Below are 16,078 nucleotides of genomic sequence, written 5' to 3'. Positions count from 1 at the left end.
TATCGGGCGCTATGCTTCGCGCAAAGACCCGAGGAGGAGAGACATGGCTACCCGGAAAATACTGGGGGCGGCGCTGGCGGCTTTCGCCTTCGCTGCACCCGCTTGCGCATGGGCGCAAGTCCGCATCGCATACATCGATCCCCTGTCCGGCGCGATGGGCGCCACGGGCGAGCACGGGCTTCGCGAGCTGGAGTTCGCCATCGAGGCGATCAATGCGAAGGGCGGCGTCCTCGGCCAGAAGATGGCCGTGGTGCCGATGGACAACAAGCTCTCCTCGCAGGAGAGCCTGAACCTCTTGAAGAGCGCGATCGACCAGGGCATCCGCTACGTTTCGCAGGGCAACGGTTCCGCCGTCGCCGGAGCGTTGATCGACGCGATCAACAAACACAACGAGCGCAACCCCGATCAAGCGGTGGTGTACCTCAACTACGCCGCGGTCGACCCCGACTTCACGAACGACAAGTGCAGCTTCTGGCACTTCCGCTTCGACGCGAACACGGACATGAAGATGGCCGCGCTCACGGACTACCTCAAGGACCAGAAGAAGGTCTCGAAGGTCTACCTGCTGAACCAGGACTACTCCCACGGCCACCAGGTCTCGAAGGTGGCGAAGGCGATGCTGGCCGAGAAGCGCCCCGACGTGAAAGTGGTCGGCGACGAGCTCCATCCCCTCGCGCGCGTGAAGGATTTCGCGCCCTACATCGCGAAGATCCAGGCCTCGGGCGCGGATACCGTGATCACCGGCAACTGGGGCACGGACCTCTCGCTGCTCGTGAAGGCCGCCAAGGACGCGAACCTGAAGGCGGACTTCTATACCTACTACGGCGGCACCGTGGGCGTGCCGCCCGCGATGGGCGATGCGGGCATCGATCGCGTGAAGGTCGTCAGCTACTGGAGCTCGAACTCGATGAACGCGGCGGGCCAGGTGGTGCAGGACGCCTATCGCAAGAAGTACGGCGCGGACCAGGACCCCTACTCCCAGTCGATCCGCATCTCCGCGGAATTCCTCGTGCGCGCGATGGAGAAGGCGAAGACGACGAACCCGGTCGCGGTCGCCAAGGCGATGGAAGGCATGAAGGTCGACGGCCCCTTCGGCGAGATCACGATGCGCGCGGAGGACCACCAGCTGATCCAGCCGATGTTCATCGCGACGTTCGTGAAGGCCGGCGGGCCACTCAAGTATTCGGCCGACGGCACGAAGGAATACGCCTTCCGCGCCGATGCGCGCGTGGAGGCGGCCGCGGCGGCGCGCCCCACCACGTGCAAGATGAAACGGCCGTAAGCCGTTGGAGCTGTTCCTCACGTCCCTGCTGAACGGGGTGACCTACGGGTTGCTGCTGTTCATGCTCTCGTCGGGGCTGACACTCATCTTCAGCATGATGGGCGTGCTCAATTTCGCGCACGCGAGCTTCTACATGCTGGGCGCGTACTTCGGCTACGTGATCTCCACGCACGTGGGCTTCGTTCCCGCGCTGCTGATTGCACCGCTCGTCGTGGGTGCCATCGGCGCATTGATCGAGCGCTACGGCGTGCGGCGCGCCCACGCCTCGGGTCACGTCGCGGAGCTGCTCTTCACGTTCGGCCTCGCCTTCCTCATCGAGGAGGTCGTGCACCTCGTGTGGGGCAAGTCGCCGGTGCCGTACAAGGTGCCCGCCGCGCTGGACGGCCCGCTCTTCACCGTCTTCGCCGCGACGTTCCCGACCTACAAGGCCTTCATGATGGCGGTGTCGGTGGGAATGCTGATCGCGCTCTACGCGGTGCTTACGCGCACGCGCGTGGGTCTTGTCATTCAAGCAGCCCTCTCGCGACCCGACATGGTCGAAGCGCTGGGCCACGACGTGCCGAAGCTCTTCATGCTCGTCTTCGGCGGCGGCGTGGCGCTCGCGGCGCTGGCCGGCGTGATCGGGGGCAACGCGTTCGTCACGGAGCCCGGCATGGCCGCGGCCGTCGGCACGATCGTCTTCGTGGTCGTCGTGGTGGGCGGGCTGGGATCGCTGATGGGCGCCTTCGTCGCGTCGCTCGCGATCGGCATCCTGCAGACGTTCGCGATCGCCATCGACTGGAAGGTGCCGGGCTTCGAGCGCCTCACCGTGTCGCAGACGGCGCCCGTGCTCCCCTACCTGATCATGGTGCTCATCCTGATCGCGCGGCCGCGCGGCCTGATGGGCACGCGCGAGACATGACGCGCCGCCTCGCGATGTGGGCGCTGCTGCTGGCCGCGCTCGCGCTGGCACCGCTGCTCTTCAGCAAGGGCTTCGCGATCTCGCTGCTCTGCCAGACCGGCATCCTCGTGATCTTCGCGCTCTCGTACAACATGCAGCTCGGCCAGACGGGGCTGCTCTCGTTCGGCCACGCCGTGTACTACGGGCTGGGCGCCCTCTTCTCGATCCACGCCCTGAACCTGGGCTACGTGCCCACGCCGCTCGTGCCGCTGGTCGGCGGCGCAGCGGGCCTCGTGTTCGGCTTGCTGTTCGGCTACGTGACGACGCGGCGCGCGGGCACCACGTTCGCCATGATCACCATGGGCATCGGCGAGATGGTCGCGGCCTGCTCGCTGATGTTCCCCGCGTTCTTCGGCGGCGAGGCGGGCGTGTCGGGCAACCGGGCGCTGCGCGAGCCCATCGCCGGCCTCACGTTCGGGCCGCAGATCCAGGTGTACTACCTCGTCGCCCTGTGGCTGGTCGTCTGCATGATCGCGATGCACCTCATCACGCGTACGCCGCTCGGGCGCATCGCCAACGCGGTGCGGGACAATCCGGAGAGAGCCCAATTCGTCGGCTACGACCCGCAGGCCGTGCGCTTCCACATGGTGGCGCTCTCCGGGCTCTTCGCCGGCATCGCGGGCGGGCTCGCGGCGGTGAACTACGAGATCGTCTCCGCCGAATCGCTCTCGGCGCTCACCTCGGGCCAGGTGCTGCTCGCCACGTTCCTGGGTGGCGTCGGCTTCTTCGCCGGGCCGGTGGTCGGCGCGATCGTCGTGACGCTCATGTCCACGGTCCTCGCGGCGTACACGCAGGCGTGGCCGTTCTACTTCGGCACGCTCTTCCTCGTGATGGTGCTCTTCGCCCCCGGCGGCCTTGCAAGCCTCGCGGTGCTGCAGAAGCGCCTGTGGGAAGCGGGAGCGCTGCGGGAAGCGTTCGCCGTCTACGCTCGCCTCGCCATTCCCGTGGCGTTTGCCGTCGGCGCGGCCGTGCTCGCCGTGGAGATGACGTATCGCGGGGTACGTACGCCCGGCGCGTGGCTTGGCGCCGCCGCGGTGCTCGTCGTCGCGTCGTGGGCCACGCGTTGGACCTGGATGCGTTCGCGCGACCGCTGGGCCGTCGCATCCACCGCGCTCGAAGCGAAGGCGCGCGCATGACCCCCGCGCTCGAGCTCACCGGCGTCCGCAAGAAATTCGGCGCCACCGAGATCGTGCGCGGCGTGGATCTCTCCGTGCGCCCCGGCGAACGCCATGCGCTGATCGGCCCCAATGGCGCCGGCAAGTCGGTGCTGTTCCACCTGATCTCCGCGCGCTTCGCCGCGAGCGAAGGGCGCATCGTGCTGAACGGCACCGAGATCACGCATCGCAAGCCCCACGAGATCAGCCGCCTCGGCCTCGCGCGGAGCTTCCAGGTCACGAACCTGTTTCATCGCCTGTCGGTGTTCGAGAACGTGCGCTGCGCCGTGCTCGGGTCGCTGGGACAGCGCTACGCGTTCTGGAAGCTCGTCGACCGCCCGCGCGAGGCGAACCAGCGCGCCCGCGACATCGTCGAACGCGTGGGCCTCTCCGCGCGCGAACGCTCGCCCGCGGGCATCCTTTCCTACGCGGAACAACGCGCGCTCGAGATCGGCATCGCCATCGCCGGCGACGCCAAGGTGATCCTTCTCGACGAGCCGACCGCGGGCATGAGCAGGACGGAGACCGGCGCCGCGGTCGAGCTGATCCGCCGCGTCACCGAGGGCCGCACGCTGCTCGTGGTCGAGCACGACATGAGCGTGGTCTTCGGCCTCGCCGACCGCATCTCGGTGCTCGTGTACGGCCAGGTGATCGCGACGGGCACGCCCGACGAGATCCGCGCCGATCCGAAGGTGCGAGAGGCCTATCTCGGGAGCGCGGGCCATGCTTGAGGTGCGCGGCCTCCACGCCTGGTACGGCAAGAGCCACATCCTCCAGGGCGTGGACCTGGACGTCCGCTCCGGCGAGATCGTGAGCCTGCTGGGCCGCAACGGCGTCGGGCGCTCGACCACGGTGAAGTCGATCATGGGCCAGGTCGTCGCGAAGGGCGCCGTGCGCTTCCGCGGCGAGGACCTCGTGGGACGGCGCCCGCACGAGATCGCGCGCCGCGGCCTGGGCTACGTCCCCGAGGATCGCGCGATCTTCCCCGACCTCACGGTGCGGCAGAACCTGGCGCTCGGCCGCAAGTCGCTTCGCGGCGCTGCCACGTTCACCGAGGACAATGCGTACGAGATGTTCCCGCGGCTGAAGGAGCGCGCGGAGACGCCCGGCGGCGTGCTTTCCGGCGGCGAGCAGCAGATGCTGACGCTCTGCCGTACGCTGATGGGCGATCCCAAGCTCGTGATGGTCGACGAGCCCACCGAGGGCCTGGCGCCGAAGATCGTGGAGCTGGTGGCGCAGTTTCTCTTGGCGATCCGGGATCGCGGGATTCCGATCCTGCTGGTGGAACAGAAACTCGACATCGCGCTGGATATCTCGGAGCGCGTTTACGTGCTGGGGCATGGCAAGACCGTCTTCGAAGGAACGCCCGCGGAGCTTCGCGAGCGTGGCGATATCAGGAAAGAATGGCTTGAAGTCTAGAAACCAAAACCCGGGTCAGAGTGGAGTTTTCCTGCGCATTCAAGTCGGGAAAACTCCACTCTGACCCGGGTTTTGATGTCAATCAGGAGAGATCGTGGAAAAGAGCAACACGGCACGCTATGAAACAAAGGGCGACGTCGCCCTGATCACGTTCGACAACCCGCCGATCAACGGGCTCGGCCACTCGGTACGCACCGCGGTCGTCGCCGGCCTGGACAAGGCGAACGCGGACCCGGCGATCAAGGCGATCGTCGTCACCGGCGCCGGCCGCGCGTTTTCGGGCGGTGCGGACATCAAGGAATTCGGCACGCCGAAGGCGGCCGCGGAGCCCACGCTCCACACGATGATTCGCGTCGCGGAGGCCTCGCCCAAGCCGGTGATCGCCGCGATCCACACGGTGTGCATGGGCGGTGGGCTCGAGTTCTCGCTCGCCTGCCACTTCCGCATCGCCTCGCCTGGGGCGCAGATCGCGCTGCCGGAGGTGAAGCTGGGCCTGGTGCCGGGCGCCGGCGGCACGCAGCGCCTGCCGCGCGCAGTGGGGCTCGAGGCGGCGGTGAACATGATCGTCTCGGGCAATCCGGTTCCGTCGGAGAAGCTGAAGGGCACGGCGCTCTTCGACGAGATCATCGAGGGTGATCTCACCACCGGCGCCATCGCGTTCGCCCAAAAGGTGGTCGCCGAGAAGCGGCCGCTGAAGAAGGTGCGCGACATGAAGGTCACGCATCCCGCGGCCGAGGCGTTCCTCGATTTCGCCCAGACGAGCGTGAAGGCGGTCGCGAAGAACTTCCCGGCGCCCGCGAAATGCGTCGAGGCCATTGCCGCCTCCGTGGACAAGCCGTTCGAGGAAGGCCTCAAGATCGAGCGCGAGATCTTCCTGGGCCTCATGCAGTCGCCGGAATCGCGGGCGCTGCGCCACGCGTTCTTCGCCGAGCGAGCCGCCGCGAAGATCCCCGACATCCCCGAGGACACGGCGGTTCGCAAGATCGAGAAGGTGGCGGTCATCGGCGCCGGCACCATGGGTGGCGGCATCGCCATGAACTTCCTCAACGCCGGCATCCCGGTGACGATCCTCGAGACGAAGCAGGAGGCGCTCGACCGCGGCCTTGCCACGATCCGCAAGAACTACGAGGGCACGGTGAAGAAGGGCCGGCTCACCGCGGACAAGATGGAGCAGCGCCTGGGCCTGCTGAAGCCCACGCTCTCGTACGACGACCTCAAGGATGCGGACCTCATCATCGAGGCCGTGTTCGAGGAGATCGGCGTGAAGGAGCAGGTGTTCAAGAAATTGGATGAGGTCGCCAAGCCCGGCGCCATCCTCGCCTCCAATACGTCCACGCTCGACGTCGACAAGATCGCCGCGTTCACCAAGCGCCCGCAGGACGTGGTCGGCATGCACTTCTTCAGCCCCGCCAACGTGATGAAGCTTCTCGAAGTGGTCCGCGGCAAGAGGAGCGCGCCCGATGTGATGGCCACCGTGATGGGCATCGGCAAGAAGATCAAGAAGACCTCCGTCGTCTCCGGTGTGTGCGACGGCTTCATCGGCAACCGCATGCTGAAGTACTACGGCCGCCAGGCGAACGAGCTGGTGGAGGAAGGCGCCTCGCCCCAGCAGGTGGACCGCGCGATGGAGAAGTTCGGCTTCGCCATGGGCCCGTTCCGCGTGGCCGACCTCGCGGGCAACGACATCGGCTTCGCCATCCGCAAGCGCCTCTACGCCGAAGACCCGAAGTCGAAGAAGCTGCCGATCGCCGACGCGATCTGCGAGCTGGGCCGCTTCGGCCAGAAGACCGGCGCCGGCTGGTACCGCTACGAGCCGGGCAAGCGCGACGCGCTCCCCGATCCGGTGGTCGACAAGGTGATCGAGGACGTCCGCAGGGCCCAGGGCATCACGCCGCGCAAGATCAGCGACGAGGAGATCGTCGAGCGCTGCGTCTACGCGCTGGTGAACGAGGGGGCCCGCATCGTCGAGGAAGGCATCGCGCAGCGCGCCTCCGACGTCGACATGGTCTACCTCACGGGCTACGGCTTTCCGCTCTTCCGCGGCGGGCCGATGCTCTATGCGGACATGGTGGGATTGCCGAATGTGGTGCGGGCGATGGAGCGGTTCCGGGTGCAGACGAAAGATGAATTCTGGAAGCCCGCCGCCCTGCTCTCTCGCCTCGCGGCAGACGGCAAGACCTTCAACTGACTAAAGAAAGGCCATGTCCACGGATAAACACGGATAAACACAGATGAGAGTCTCGATGCAGGCTATGTCGAAGTCGCATTCCCTGCAGCAACCGATCCGTGTTTATCCGTGTTTATCCGTGGACAACGCCTTTCGCCTTTGACCTTGTTTTAGGAGAATCACATGCGTGAAGCAGTGATCGTTTCAACCGCCCGCACGGGCCTCGCGAAGAGCTGGCGAGGCGCCCTCAACATGACGCACGGCGCCGACATGGCCGGCCACGTCGTGAAAGCCGCCGTCGAGCGCGCGAAGATCGAGCCCGGCGAGGTCGAGGACATCATCATGGGCTGCGGCTATCCCGAAGGCGCCACCGGCGTGAACATCGCGCGCCAGGCGGGCATCCGCGCGGGGCTGCCGGTCACCAGCACCGGCGTCACCGTGAGCCGCTTCTGCTCCTCGGGCCTGCAGGCCATCGCGATGGCCGCGCACTCGGTGATCGTGGACGGCTCGCCCATCATGGTCGCGGGCGGCGTCGAGTCGATCTCGTGCGTGCAGCAGCACTCGAACCAGCACATGCGCAAGAACCCGTGGATCGCCGAGCACAAGCCGGCGCTCTACATGACGATGCTGGAGACCGCGGAGAACGTCGCCAAGCGCTACGGCATCCCGCGCGACAAGCAGGACGAATACGGCGTGCGCTCGCAGCTGCGAGCAGCGGCGGCCGCTGCGGCCGGCAAGACCAAGGACGAGATCGCGCCCTTCAAGACGCTGATGGGCGTGGGCGACAAGGACAGCGGCATGCTCTTCACGAAGGAAGTCACGCTCGAAACCGACGAGGGCATCCGCGCCGACACGACGCTGGAAGGGGTCGCCAAGATCAAGTCCGCGGTGCCCGGCGGCGTGGTGGCCGCGGGCAATGCGAGCCAATTTTCCGACGGCGCCTCGGCTTGCGTGATCATGGATTCGAAGCTCGCGGAGAAGCGCGGTATCGCTCCGCTCGGCATCTTCCGCGGCTTCGCGGTCGCCGGCTGCGAGCCCGACGAGATGGGCATCGGCCCGGTGTTCGCGGTACCCCGCCTTCTCGAGCGCCACGGCTTGAAGGTCGGCGACATCGGCCTGTGGGAGCTGAACGAGGCGTTCGCGGTGCAGGTGATCTATTGCCGCGACAAGCTCGGCATTCCCGACGAGCGCCTCAACGTGAACGGCGGATCGATCGCCGTCGGCCATCCCTTCGGCATGACGGGCGCACGCCTCGTCGGCCATGCGCTGATCGAGGGCAAGCGCCGCGGCGTCAAGTACGTCGTGGCCACGATGTGCGTAGCCGGCGGCATCGGCGCCGCGGGCCTGTTCGAGGTGGCGTGATGGGCGCGCGGGATCTCTTCGACTTGAAAGGGCAGGTCGCACTCGTGACGGGCGGCTCCCGCGGGCTCGGGCTGCAGATCGCCGAGGGCCTGGGCGAGATGGGCTGCAAGGTCGCGATCACGGCCCGCAAGGCCGACGAGCTCGCCGAAGGCAAGGCGCGCCTCGAGAAGCTCGGCATCGAAGTCCTCACGGTCGTCTCCGACCTCGGCAAGCCCGAGGGCATCCCGGCGCTCGTGGACGCGGTGCTCGCGAAGTTCGGCGCCATCGACGTCCTGGTGAACAACGCCGGCGCCACGTGGGGCGCGCCCGCCGAGGATTATCCCAACGAGGCGTGGCACAAGGTCATGAACCTCAACGTGAACGCGATGTTCTTCCTCTCGCGCGAAGTCGCGAAGCGATCGATGATCGAGCGGAAGGGCGGACGCATCATCAACGTGGCGTCGATCGCGGGCCTGCGCGGCGGCCCGCCCGACATGCACACGGTGGCCTACAACACATCGAAGGCGGCCGCGATCAATCTCACGCGCGCGCTGGCTTCCGAGTGGGGCCACTACGAGATCCGCGTGAACGCGATCTGCCCGGGCTTCTTCCCGTCGAAGATGGCCAACGGGATCCTGGAGAAGGTGGGCCCGCGCATCATGAAGGCCACACCCCTGGGCCGCATCGGCGGCGACGAGGACCTGAAGGGGGCCGCGATCTTCCTCGCCTCCAACGCCTCGCGCCACATCACGGGGCAGCACATCGTCGTCGACGGAGGCATCAGCATCGCATGAGCTTCGAGAAATTCACCGGCACGCGCCCGGTCGCTCCGCAGCACGCCTTCGACGCGGGACGGCTCGCGCAGTGGTTGCGCGCGAACGTCGATCCGGCCGCGAAGGAGCTGGAGGTCGCGCAGTTCAAGGGCGGCCAGTCCAATCCGACGTATCTCGTCTCCGGCGGTGGCAAGCGCTATGCGCTGCGCAGGAAGCCCCCGGGGAAGCTCCTCCCGTCCGCGCACGCCGTCGATCGCGAGTACCGCGTGATGACCGCGCTTCGCGACACGGACGTCCCGGTCCCGAAGACCTACGCGCTGTGTGAAGACGCGGAGGTGATCGGCACGCCGTTCTTCCTCATGGATTACCTCGAGGGCCGCGTGCTGTGGGATCCGCAGCTCCCCGGCTTCACGCCCGCCGAGCGCGCCGCGCACTACGAGGAGATGGGCCGCGTGATCGCGGCGCTCCACAAGGTGGACTATGCGGCCGTGGGCCTGGGCGACTACGGCAAGACCGGCAGCTACCTCTCGCGGCAGATCGACCGCTGGAGCAAGCAGTACCGCGCCTCGGAAACCGAGCCCATCGAGGCGATGGACCGCTTGATCGAGTGGCTGCCCGCGAACCTGCCCGCCGGCGACGAGACCTCGATCGTCCACGGCGACTACCGCATCGACAACGTCGTGTTCCACCCCACCGAGCCGCGCATCCTCGGCGTGCTCGACTGGGAGCTCTCGACACTGGGACACCCGCTCGCCGACTTCGCCTACCACTGCATGACGTGGCGCATGCCCGGCGGGCCACACGCGCGCGGGCTGCTGGGCGCGGACTTCGCGGGACTTGGCATTCCCGACGAAGCGTCGTACGTCGCCGCGTACTGCAAGCGCACCGGGCGCAGCGGCATCGAGAATTGGGAGTACTACCTCGCGTTCAACATGTTCCGCCTCGCGGCCATCCTGCAGGGCGTGATGGCGCGGGCGCTGCAAGGCAACGCGGCGAGCGCGGAAGCAGTGGAAGCAGGCAAGCGCGCAAGGCCGATCGGCGAAGAGGGTTGGCGGCAGGCACAAAGACTGAATGCTGGATCCCCGCCTACGCGGGGATGACGAAGTCGTAGGGGATACCAAGGGGAACGCACATGCAATTCGGCTATTCGGACAAGACCCAGAAGCTGCGCGAGCGCGTCACCGCGTTCATGGACCAGAACGTGTATCCGGCGGAGCACGCGTTCGCCGACGAGGTGCGCGCCAACCGCGCCCAGGGCAACCCCTGGCAGCCCACCAGGGTGATGGAGCAGCTGAAGGAGAAGGCGCGCGCCCAGGGCCTGTGGAACCTCTTCCTTCCGGCTTCCGAGAAAGGCGCAGGGCTCACCAACCTCGAATACGCGCCGCTCTGCGAGATCATGGGCCGCTCGGAGATCGGGCCCGAGTCGTTCAACTGCAACGCGCCCGACACCGGGAACATGGAGGTGCTCGAGCGATACGGCACCCCCGAGCACAAGCGCCAATGGCTGGAGCCGCTGCTGGCCGGCAAGATCCGCTCGGCCTTCGCGATGACGGAGCCCGATGTCGCGTCGTCGGACGCCACCAACATCCAGGCGCGCATCGAGCGCGACGGCGGCGACTACGTGATCAACGGCCGCAAGTGGTGGACGACGGGCGCGCCCGATCCGCGCTGCAAGATCCTCATCTTCATGGGGAAGACGGACCCGGACAACGCCAACAAGCACCAGCAGCAGTCGATGGTCCTCGTGCCGATGGATTCGCCGGGCGTGAAGCTGATCCGCCCCCTCACCGTCTTCGGTGATGACGATGCACCGCACGGCCATGGCGAGTTCGTCTTCGAGAACGTGCGCGTGCCGGCCTCGAACATCCTGCTCGGCGAGGGCCGCGGCTTCGAGATCGCGCAGGGCCGCCTCGGGCCTGGGCGCATCCACCATTGCATGCGCCTCATCGGCGTGGCCGAGCGCGCGCTGGAACTGATGTGCAAGCGCGTGAAGTCGCGCGTCGCGTTCGGCAAGCCTGTGGCCGACCAGGGCGTGACCCTCGAGCGCGTGGCCAATGCGCGAATCATGATCGACCAGGCGCGCCTCCTCGTGCTGAACGCCGCGTGGATGATGGACACGGCCGGCAACAAGGTCGCGCGGAAGGAGATCGCGATGATCAAGGTCGCCGCGCCCAACATGGCGCTCACCGTCATCGACTGGGCGATCCAGGCGCACGGCGCGGCCGGCGTCTCGGAGGACTTCCCGCTCGCCAGCATGTACGCCAAGGCGCGCACGCTTCGCCTCGCCGACGGGCCCGACGAAGTGCATCGCGCGCAGATCGGCCGCCTGGAGCTGGCTCGCCATGGCTGAGGCCACGATGCGCCACTACGCGGTGTGGCCGAGGGAGGTGCCGCACGACCTGGACCTGCCGCAGACCTCCGTCTGGTACAACCTCGAAGTGAGCGCGACGCGCTATGCGGGCAAGGACGCGTTCATCTGCTACGACAACGCGATGACCTACGCGACGCTCCGGTCCGAAGCGGAGGCGGTCGCCGGGTTCCTGCAGAAGCGCTGCGGAGTCGCGAAGGGCGACCGCGTGCTGCTCTTCATGCAGAACAGCCTGCAGTTCGTGATCGCGTACTACGCGATCCTGCGCGCCGACGCCGTCGTGGTGCCGCTCAACCCGATGAACCTCACCGACGAGCTGCGCCACTACGTGAAGGACTGCGGCGCCAAGGTCGCCCTGGTCGCGCAGGAGCTCTGGCCGCAGGCCGCACCGCTCGCCGCCGACGGCACCCTCGCGCATTCGATCGTCGCGGCCTACGCCGACTACCTGCCGAAGCCCACGGACCTCAAGGTGCCGGATGCCTTCAAGCTCCCGCGCCAGCCGATCGCCGGCCCCAACATCACGCTGTGGTCGGATGCGGTGGGCCAGCGCCTCGCACCGGGGCCGCACACCGTGGGACCCGACGACCTTGCCGTCATGCCCTACACCTCGGGCACCACGGGCCAGCCCAAGGGCTGCATGCATACGCACCGCACGGTGATGAGCACGGCGGTGTTCAGCAGCGAGTGGTTCAAGATCTCGCACGAGGTGAAGTACCTCGGCGTGCTGCCCTACTTCCACGTGACGGGCATGCAGAACAGCATGAACACGCCGATCTTCAACGGCGGCACGGTGATCCTGCTGCCGCGCTGGGACCGCGAGGTCGCCGGCCCGCTCATCGCGCGCTACGGCGTGCAGGCGTGGACGCTGATCCCGACGATGGTGGTCGATCTCCTCGCGAGCCCCAACGCCGCAAGCTGGGACCTCTCCAGCCTGCAGCGCATGAGCGGCGGTGGCGCCGCGATGCCCGAGGCAATCGCGACCAAGCTGAAGGAGCTCTGCGGCATCTCGTTCGTCGAGGGCTACGGCCTCACCGAGACGATGGCGCCCTCGCACGTGAACCCGCCCGACCGGCCGAAGAAGCAATGCCTCGGCATTCCCTTCATCGGCACCGATTCACGAGTGGTCGATCCCGGCACGCTCGAGGAGCTGCCCGTGGGCGAAGTGGGCGAGATCGTCTCGGCCGGCCCGCAGATCTTCCTCGGCTACTGGGGCAAGCCCGAGGCCACGGCCGAGGCGTTCTTCGAGCGCGACGGCAAGCGCTTCTTCCGCACCGGCGATCTCGGCCGCGTGGACGAGGAAGGCTATTTCTTCCTGGTCGATCGCCTGAAGCGAATGATCAACGCGCACGGCCTCAAGGTCTGGCCCGCGGAAGTGGAATCGCTGCTCTACGGGCATCCCGACGTGCAGGAGGCGTGCGTCATCGCCGCGAAGGATGCGACCCGGGGCGAAACGGTGAAGGCTGTCGTGGTGCTCAAGCCCGCCAGCAAGGGCAAGGTCGATGGCGAGGCCATCACCGCCTGGGCGCGCGAGAAGATGGCGGCCTACAAGGTGCCGCGCGTCGTGGAATTCGTCGACGCCCTGCCGCGCTCCGCCACCGGCAAGATCCTGTGGCGGGCGCTGCAGGAACGGGAAAACGCGAAGTAGCCTTACGAAGCGGTGCGGAACTGCTCGTAGCTCAAGCCGTAGATCATCCGCGTGCGCTGGATGAAGCGGCGCAGCTCGGCGGGGCCTTTCTTCGCGGCCTCGACGGCGCGCTGCTCTCCGGTGTTGGGCTCGGAGGCTTGCGCGACCGGGGCGAGGATGAAGCCCGCAGCAACGGCGGCTGCGGCAAAACGCATGGTGCGGTTCATGGCGGATCTCCTGGGTTGCGACTGGGGGGTCACTGCAGCATCCACGCTAGACCGCGGTTCCAGCACGGACGATCCTTTTGCGACGAGGCGCGCCTTAGCGGGAACGGACTGCGCCCGCGGCGGAGTCCCCGGCTTCGAAATCGAGTATCGGAGCGACGCGTTCGCCCACCGATCCCGGCGGCCAGCGCAGCGGGCACGACACTTTCGTGTCCACCCGGGCACCGGCCGGGATGTTGTTGAAGACCCAGACGGGGGACTCGCCCCGCGTGCGCTTACGCGACTTCACGGAAGGACTCGTCGTTGGCCGCTTCGAACGCGGCCGGGAAGCGGGCCAGGCGGGCGCGTTCGGCGGACCTCAGGATCGCGCCGAGCACGCAGGCCGGGCAGGTGCGCAGGTCGAAGGCGCCGGTCGCGGGCAGGAGCAGGGAGCCGCGCTCTCCGTTCAGCGCGAGCCACGCATGCAGGGCGGCGACAGCCGCAACCGGCACGGTGATCGCGAAGAGCAGCCAGAGGTTCGGGGCATCCATGTTTCTTCCTTTCGGTCAGTGGGGCGCGATCAGGTCTCGCGCTGGAACCCACTGTACGGATCGGTGCCCGGGAAGTCCGTCGGACGCTCTACGCGTTACAGGTGAAATTGTGGACGCGTTTATGTGACGAATCGCACAGCAATGCCCTAGTAGCCCGCCAGCATCCTCAGCGTGGTGACCCTGCAGGCCTCTTCCAGCCAGGTGACGGGGATCATGAGGATCAGCTGGCCGAGGATCAGCACCAGGATCGGCGTGATGTCCACGCCGCCGATCAGCGGCACCATCTTCCGGAAGGGCTTCAGGAAGGGGCGCGTGAGGGCGTCGAAGAACGGCATCACCGGGTGGTAGGGATTCACCCACGAGAGGATCGCCTGGATGAACACTGCACCCAGGACGATGTAGACCGAAAGGCGCACCAGCTTCACGAAGGCCCACAGGAATACGGGAGTGAGCGCCGCCGGGTATTGCGCCAGCGGCAGGTCGTCCAGCAACAGCAGGATCACCAGCAGCACGAACTCCGCGAGCCACGCGACGATGAGCGAGGCCAGGTCGAGGCCGAAGAGGCCCGGCACGATGCGGCGCAGCGGCTTCACGGCGAAATCCGTGAGCGCCATCGTGAACTGCGCGATCGGGTTGCGGGCGGGCGCCCTCAGCACCTGCATCCAGAAGCGCAGCAGCGCCGAGAGGATGAACAGGTTGAAGAGCGTCTCGACGACGAACTTGATGGCGGGGATGAGCATGTCCGTCAGTCCTTCCCGAACTCGTCGCCCAGCTCGCGCGAGCGCTGCGCGGCGGCCTTCACGGCTTCCATGATCTTCTCGCGAACGTACGAGGCTTCCATCACGGAGATGGCGCGCTCCGTGGTGCCGCCCTTCGAAGTCACGTTGGCGCGGAGCTTTGCCGGATCTTCGTTGCGTTCGATGGCGAGCTTGGCCGCGCCGACGAAGGTCCAGAGGGCGAGCGTGCGCGCCTTCTCGGGTGCCAGGCCCAGCTCGCGCGCCGCCGCTTCGAGCGACTCCATCGCGAAGAAGACGTAGGCCGGGCCGCTGCCCGAGACGGCGACGACGGCATCGAGGTCGGTCTCCTTGTCGAACCACACGGTGGCGCCCACGGCGTTCATCAGTGTGTCGGCGAGGCGGCGGTCGCCTTCGGAAACGGCCGGGTCCGCATAAAGGCCCGTGACTCCGGCATGCACCAGCGCCGGCGTGTTGGGCATCGTGCGCACGAGACGCGCGTAGCCCCCGAGCCAGCGCGAGAGATCGCCCAGGCGGATGCCCGCGGCGATGGAGATCACGACCGCGCGATTCACGTACGGCTTGATCGACGCCGCGGCCTCGCGCATCACCTGCGGCTTCACCGCGAGGACGATCGCCTCGGCGTGCGAGAGCTCCTCGCCCGGAGCCTCGACGGCGTTCACGCCGTAATCCTTCGCGAGCGTCGCGCGCGCCTTCGCGTTGGGCTCGACCACGAGGAGGTCCTCCCCGCGCGTGCCCTTGGCCACGAGGCCGCCCACGATCGCCGCGGCCATGTTGCCGCCGCCGATGAATGCCACCTTCATGCCGGGTGCTTCCTTTCGCGTTCGCCGAAGATTGCCGTGCCGATCCGCACCATCGTCGCACCCTCCGCGATCGCGGCCTCGAGATCCTGCGTCATGCCCATCGACAGGGTATCGACTTCGTGGCCTTCGGCGCGCAGATCCTCGAGCAGGCCTCGCAACAGCGCGAACTCCTTGCGCTGCCGTTCGGGACCCACGTCGGGTGTGGCGATGCCCATCAGTCCCCGCAGGCGCAGGCCCGGGAGCCTGGCGACGGCGGCGGCGAGCGGCAACGCCTCGGCGGCTTCCACGCCGCTCTTCGTCGCCTCGCGGCTGATGTTCACCTGGATGCACGCCTCCAGCGGCGCCATGCCCGGCGGCCGGTGGCGCGAGAGCGCTTCGGCGATCTTCAGGCGGTCGATGCTGTGGCACCAATCGAACGCCTGGGCGACGTCCTTCGCCTTGTTGCCCTGCAGCGGCCCGATGAAATGCCAGGTCGCTCCGGAGCCCGAAAGGGCGGCTACCTTGGGTAGGGCTTCCTGCACATAGTTTTCGCCGAAGTCGCGGCACCCGGCGTCGAGGGCTTCGCGTATCGTCCCGGAAGAGCGCGTCTTGGACACGGCGACAAGGCGAACTTCGCGCCTATCCCCTTGTAAAGCCTCGGAAATGCGCCGCCGGACGGCTTGCAGGTTGGCGGCGATTGGGGACATACTTAGGCTCGT

The 16,078-nt window shown here is 67.4% G+C and carries 17 protein-coding genes; 11 read left to right on the top strand and 6 right to left on the bottom strand.

All coding sequences use genetic code 11. The features are described 5' to 3' along the window. Positions 1-43: 43 nt before the first annotated feature. The 11 genes from DSM104443_RS00665 to DSM104443_RS00615 all read left to right on the top strand — a co-directional run bounded on the left by DSM104443_RS00665 (position 44) and on the right by DSM104443_RS00615 (position 13,089). The gene (locus DSM104443_RS00665) at positions 44-1,282 is read left to right on the top strand and encodes a branched-chain amino acid ABC transporter substrate-binding protein (RefSeq protein ID WP_171088796.1); all 1,239 of its coding nucleotides are present in this window, start codon (positions 44-46) and stop codon (positions 1,280-1,282) included. 4 nt (positions 1,283-1,286) lie between these two features. After that, the gene (locus DSM104443_RS00660) at positions 1,287-2,183 is read left to right on the top strand and encodes a branched-chain amino acid ABC transporter permease (RefSeq protein WP_171088795.1); all 897 of its coding nucleotides are present in this window, start codon (positions 1,287-1,289) and stop codon (positions 2,181-2,183) included. Further along, positions 2,180-3,358 carry a branched-chain amino acid ABC transporter permease gene (locus DSM104443_RS00655; RefSeq protein WP_171088794.1) on the top strand — a complete coding sequence of 393 codons (1,179 nt, stop codon included), beginning with the start codon at positions 2,180-2,182 and terminating at the stop codon, positions 3,356-3,358. The genes DSM104443_RS00660 and DSM104443_RS00655 overlap by 4 nt, the downstream gene beginning before the upstream one ends. Further along, positions 3,355-4,107, top strand: a complete 753-nt coding sequence (locus tag DSM104443_RS00650; RefSeq protein ID WP_171088793.1) for an ABC transporter ATP-binding protein — start codon at positions 3,355-3,357, stop codon at positions 4,105-4,107. Before DSM104443_RS00655 ends, DSM104443_RS00650 begins: the two co-directional genes overlap by 4 nt. Next, the gene (locus tag DSM104443_RS00645) at positions 4,100-4,795 is read left to right on the top strand and encodes an ABC transporter ATP-binding protein (RefSeq protein WP_171088792.1); all 696 of its coding nucleotides are present in this window, start codon (positions 4,100-4,102) and stop codon (positions 4,793-4,795) included. Before DSM104443_RS00650 ends, DSM104443_RS00645 begins: the two co-directional genes overlap by 8 nt. A 94-nt stretch (positions 4,796-4,889) precedes the next feature. Then, a complete protein-coding gene (locus DSM104443_RS00640; RefSeq protein ID WP_171088791.1) occupies positions 4,890-6,983 on the top strand; it encodes a 3-hydroxyacyl-CoA dehydrogenase NAD-binding domain-containing protein in 2,094 nt (697 codons plus the stop codon). A 162-nt stretch (positions 6,984-7,145) separates the two neighbouring features. Further along, positions 7,146-8,324, top strand: coding sequence for an acetyl-CoA C-acyltransferase (locus DSM104443_RS00635; RefSeq protein ID WP_171088790.1), 1,179 nt, complete (start codon positions 7,146-7,148; stop codon positions 8,322-8,324). After that, positions 8,324-9,097 carry an SDR family oxidoreductase gene (locus tag DSM104443_RS00630; RefSeq protein ID WP_171088789.1) on the top strand — a complete coding sequence of 258 codons (774 nt, stop codon included), beginning with the start codon at positions 8,324-8,326 and terminating at the stop codon, positions 9,095-9,097. Before DSM104443_RS00635 ends, DSM104443_RS00630 begins: the two co-directional genes overlap by 1 nt. Beyond that, positions 9,094-10,176: a phosphotransferase gene (locus DSM104443_RS00625; RefSeq protein ID WP_171088788.1), complete on the top strand. Its 1,083-nt coding sequence runs from the start codon at positions 9,094-9,096 to the stop codon at positions 10,174-10,176. The genes DSM104443_RS00630 and DSM104443_RS00625 overlap by 4 nt, the downstream gene beginning before the upstream one ends. A gap of 32 nt (positions 10,177-10,208) precedes the next feature. Next, positions 10,209-11,426: an acyl-CoA dehydrogenase gene (locus DSM104443_RS00620; RefSeq protein ID WP_171088787.1), complete on the top strand. Its 1,218-nt coding sequence runs from the start codon at positions 10,209-10,211 to the stop codon at positions 11,424-11,426. Next, positions 11,419-13,089 carry a long-chain fatty acid--CoA ligase gene (locus DSM104443_RS00615; protein ID WP_212756858.1) on the top strand — a complete coding sequence of 557 codons (1,671 nt, stop codon included), beginning with the start codon at positions 11,419-11,421 and terminating at the stop codon, positions 13,087-13,089. The genes DSM104443_RS00620 and DSM104443_RS00615 overlap by 8 nt, the downstream gene beginning before the upstream one ends. A gap of 2 nt (positions 13,090-13,091) precedes the next feature. On the opposite strand, the gene DSM104443_RS00610 is transcribed toward DSM104443_RS00615, so the two are convergent. The 6 genes from DSM104443_RS00610 to DSM104443_RS00585 form a co-directional block, all read right to left on the bottom strand. Then, positions 13,092-13,295, bottom strand: a complete 204-nt coding sequence (locus DSM104443_RS00610) for a hypothetical protein (protein ID WP_171088786.1) — start codon at positions 13,293-13,295, stop codon at positions 13,092-13,094. 94 nt (positions 13,296-13,389) lie between these two features. Next, positions 13,390-13,581, bottom strand: a complete 192-nt coding sequence (locus DSM104443_RS00605) for a hypothetical protein (protein WP_171088785.1) — start codon at positions 13,579-13,581, stop codon at positions 13,390-13,392. After that, the gene (locus DSM104443_RS00600; RefSeq protein ID WP_171088784.1) at positions 13,568-13,822 is read right to left on the bottom strand and encodes a hypothetical protein; all 255 of its coding nucleotides are present in this window, start codon (positions 13,820-13,822) and stop codon (positions 13,568-13,570) included. The genes DSM104443_RS00605 and DSM104443_RS00600 overlap by 14 nt, the downstream gene beginning before the upstream one ends. 146 nt (positions 13,823-13,968) lie before the next feature. Then, the gene (locus DSM104443_RS00595) at positions 13,969-14,562 is read right to left on the bottom strand and encodes a YggT family protein (protein ID WP_171088783.1); all 594 of its coding nucleotides are present in this window, start codon (positions 14,560-14,562) and stop codon (positions 13,969-13,971) included. Positions 14,563-14,567: 5 nt separating this feature from the next. Next, positions 14,568-15,380 (bottom strand): pyrroline-5-carboxylate reductase, encoded by an 813-nt coding sequence (proC, locus tag DSM104443_RS00590; protein WP_171088782.1) that lies wholly within the window; start codon positions 15,378-15,380, stop codon positions 14,568-14,570. Next, positions 15,377-16,066 (bottom strand): YggS family pyridoxal phosphate-dependent enzyme, encoded by a 690-nt coding sequence (locus DSM104443_RS00585; protein WP_171088781.1) that lies wholly within the window; start codon positions 16,064-16,066, stop codon positions 15,377-15,379. The genes proC and DSM104443_RS00585 overlap by 4 nt, the downstream gene beginning before the upstream one ends. Between the last annotated feature and the right edge of the window lie 12 nt (positions 16,067-16,078).

The sequence above is a fragment of the Usitatibacter rugosus genome (genome assembly GCF_013003965.1).
In the GTDB taxonomy this organism is placed as follows: Bacteria; Pseudomonadota; Gammaproteobacteria; order Burkholderiales; family Usitatibacteraceae; genus Usitatibacter; species Usitatibacter rugosus.
Note: the sequence above shows the minus strand (reverse complement) of the source record. Positions and strands in the feature narration are given on the sequence as shown.

Excerpts from the sequence above, each read along its gene's own strand:
- DSM104443_RS00665 (WP_171088796.1), top strand. The coding sequence starts at position 44 with ATGGCTACCCGGAAAATACTGGGGGCGGCGCTGGCGGCTTTCGCCTTC.
- DSM104443_RS00655 (WP_171088794.1), top strand. The coding sequence starts at position 2,180 with ATGACGCGCCGCCTCGCGATGTGGGCGCTGCTGCTGGCCGCGCTCGCG.
- DSM104443_RS00650 (WP_171088793.1), top strand. The coding sequence starts at position 3,355 with ATGACCCCCGCGCTCGAGCTCACCGGCGTCCGCAAGAAATTCGGCGCC.
- DSM104443_RS00645 (WP_171088792.1), top strand. The coding sequence starts at position 4,100 with ATGCTTGAGGTGCGCGGCCTCCACGCCTGGTACGGCAAGAGCCACATC.
- DSM104443_RS00635 (WP_171088790.1), top strand. The coding sequence starts at position 7,146 with ATGCGTGAAGCAGTGATCGTTTCAACCGCCCGCACGGGCCTCGCGAAG.
- DSM104443_RS00630 (WP_171088789.1), top strand. The coding sequence starts at position 8,324 with ATGGGCGCGCGGGATCTCTTCGACTTGAAAGGGCAGGTCGCACTCGTG.
- DSM104443_RS00625 (WP_171088788.1), top strand. The coding sequence starts at position 9,094 with ATGAGCTTCGAGAAATTCACCGGCACGCGCCCGGTCGCTCCGCAGCAC.
- DSM104443_RS00620 (WP_171088787.1), top strand. The coding sequence starts at position 10,209 with ATGCAATTCGGCTATTCGGACAAGACCCAGAAGCTGCGCGAGCGCGTC.
- DSM104443_RS00615 (WP_212756858.1), top strand. The coding sequence starts at position 11,419 with ATGGCTGAGGCCACGATGCGCCACTACGCGGTGTGGCCGAGGGAGGTG.
- DSM104443_RS00610 (WP_171088786.1), bottom strand. The coding sequence starts at position 13,295 with ATGAACCGCACCATGCGTTTTGCCGCAGCCGCCGTTGCTGCGGGCTTC.
- DSM104443_RS00600 (WP_171088784.1), bottom strand. The coding sequence starts at position 13,822 with ATGGATGCCCCGAACCTCTGGCTGCTCTTCGCGATCACCGTGCCGGTT.
- DSM104443_RS00595 (WP_171088783.1), bottom strand. The coding sequence starts at position 14,562 with ATGCTCATCCCCGCCATCAAGTTCGTCGTCGAGACGCTCTTCAACCTG.
- proC (WP_171088782.1), bottom strand. The coding sequence starts at position 15,380 with ATGAAGGTGGCATTCATCGGCGGCGGCAACATGGCCGCGGCGATCGTG.
- DSM104443_RS00585 (WP_171088781.1), bottom strand. The coding sequence starts at position 16,066 with ATGTCCCCAATCGCCGCCAACCTGCAAGCCGTCCGGCGGCGCATTTCC.